The 2231-nt window shown below is 59.0% G+C and carries 3 protein-coding genes; 2 read left to right on the forward strand and 1 reads right to left on the reverse strand.

The genetic code is table 11. The annotated features are described in order from the left end of the window. A partial coding sequence (locus E1N52_RS43475) for a transposase (RefSeq protein WP_133185892.1) occupies nucleotides 1-210 on the reverse strand: 210 nt, incomplete at its 3' end. Between the two features lie 444 nt (nucleotides 211-654). Between E1N52_RS43475 and E1N52_RS43480 the strand changes: the two genes are divergently transcribed. Beyond that, nucleotides 655-1029 (forward strand): HVO_A0114 family putative DNA-binding protein, encoded by a 375-nt coding sequence (locus E1N52_RS43480; protein WP_028209044.1) that lies wholly within the window; start codon nucleotides 655-657, stop codon nucleotides 1027-1029. Between the two features lie 461 nt (nucleotides 1030-1490). After that, the gene (locus E1N52_RS43485; protein ID WP_133191236.1) at nucleotides 1491-1994 is read left to right on the forward strand and encodes an antitoxin Xre/MbcA/ParS toxin-binding domain-containing protein; all 504 of its coding nucleotides are present in this window, start codon (nucleotides 1491-1493) and stop codon (nucleotides 1992-1994) included. Nucleotides 1995-2231 lie beyond the last annotated feature (237 nt).

The raw sequence follows: 2231 nt of genomic DNA on the forward strand, positions 1-2231 counted from the left end.
GTCTACCGGTGGCTCGCTCGACACCGGGCCGGCCGCACCGAACACGTCGGCCGCGCGCTCCTGCAACTGCCGCTTCCATTCCGTGATCTGGTTCGGATGCACATCGAACTGCTGCGCCAGTTCGGCGAGCGTGCGCTCGCCCTTGACTGCCGCCAGGGCCACTTTCGCTTTGAACGCCGCTGAGTGCGTGCGTCGGGTTCGTTTCGTCATTTTCTCGGTTCCTTTGCCTGCATTATCGCTGGCTCAGGCCCCGGTCGTTCCACTTATCCCGCTGTCCGATTTTGCGCGGCCACCTCTATGAGCAGGCCACTGGAAGACTGACTTTTTAAAGACACTGCCGAACTCACGGCTAGTCCATCCCGTTGTACGGGCACGCTGATGCCCGAGCCCAGCCGAGTAGCGGGCTAAAACTGATCCTGATGCGAGAAAGGGACAGAGCAGCGAAGAAGGACATGCGCCTGTGCGAATGCGTTGTCAGTGAGCGGGTGAACTGTAACTTTGAAGAGTCGCGAGTTGCACCGGTAGGAATCGGAGGGAGAATAGTATCGGGCCGGAACTGCGCGGCAGGTCGACGTCGTGCCCCATCGTGTGCTCTCGTCGGCTTGACCATTGAGGTTTTTTTGAAAAGCCTTGGATCGACTTTGGGAGATGTGCATGAAGAAATTGCGTATCGGACTTGGGACGCCTGACGATTTCTTTGCGCAAGGCAGGCATATCGCCCGCGCAGCGGATCGGGGAGAGTCCATCGCCGAGACATTCAGTGTCGAGTTCGAGGACCCGGAAGATCTTATGCAGGTTTTGACGCGGGCACGCCTCGGGGTATTTCGAACCGTGAAAGCTGAGCCGGCTTCGGTGTCTGCAATCGCGAGGCGCCTGCATCGTGACCGGAGCGCTGTTAAGCGCGATGTGGATGTTCTGCGTGATGCCGGGCTTGTGATCGTGGAAAACATGCCCAATCCGGGTCGTGGGGCGCGCGAAATCGTTCGTGCCACGGCAGCGCACGTCGAACTGCATGCCCGCATTGCCTGATGCTGACCTGAACGAAGACTGCATCCTTCCGGGGTTGACGAGCCGGCCGGAAGATCGCTTCTCAAGCGATTGCGGCAAAGCGGATGCTTCCTGACGGGCCGTATTAAGGAACTCCGGAGTGCCCCCGGGACGCGATGGAGCGGGAGGTGCTGCGGAGGGCAACAACGCTGCGTTGAAATTTTTTCCGCTGCATCTTCCGTTCGTGTACCGGGAGACGACAATTTTCACTGGACAGGAGTGGGCCCTTTTTGGGTTCGCTGCCTTACGACCGGGGACGTACGCCTGGACTCCTCGAATCACTGCCGGTCGACGCGCGCCGGCCAGCTGTGACTGGCTGCGGGGAGCGGATTCGCCGTAGTAGATGGGTCGCACGCGATTTGCGCGGCGCGGACCGCTACAACAGGCAGGCACAATCTGTGAAAACATACCCATGGCGATTGGGCATTTTGCCTGGAGGGTCCATGACTACCGTTGAGTATCGTCCCACTGGACGCTTCAACCCGCGGCATACCGAATTCTCGCTTCTGGGAAGTTTGCTCCAGGCAACTATCCGATCCGATAATGATCTTGCCGCGCTGGCGACACAGCGCATCGGCGTGGAGGTGCTTGACCGTCTCGGGGAGCATGGTCTGAAGGCCGAAGAGCACCTTTTTACCATTCCTCGCCGAACGCTCTTGCATCTCCGCCAGAAGGGCGAGCGCCCCTCAACTGATGAGTCCGACAAGGCTATTCGTCTCGCGAGGATAGTTGCACAGACCGAGACGGTGTCTGGAAGCCAGGAAAAAGCCATGAACTGGCTTCGCGACGGCAAGGAGCGATTTGCCGGGAAAACGCCGCTCGAGATGGCAGCAACGGAACACGGTGCACGCCTTGTTGAGGACGCGCTGGTTCAAATCGACGAGGGTAGAGAGCGTCAAGCAGCACGGCCGGTCAGCGACAACTATTTTGGCCGGTCAACGGGGTAGTTGTCGTTCGGTATCAGGTCATATTTGACGTTGCTCCTTCGTAGTTGTCGTTGCGTGATCGTGTAGTTGACGCTCATCGTTACTGCGCAACGTTGCCGTCGTCAGGCAACTGGCCGCTGAACGGATTGCTAGGGTTGTCGTCGTGTAATTGACGCCGCCGTGCATTCTGTTTGTCGCCGGCCTTGCGGCGGCGGTAGCTTTCGACATTGAGTTCGAAGATCGTCGAGTGATGCACAA

Source organism: Paraburkholderia guartelaensis (assembly GCF_004353905.1).
In the GTDB taxonomy this organism is placed as follows: domain Bacteria; phylum Pseudomonadota; class Gammaproteobacteria; order Burkholderiales; family Burkholderiaceae; genus Paraburkholderia; species Paraburkholderia guartelaensis.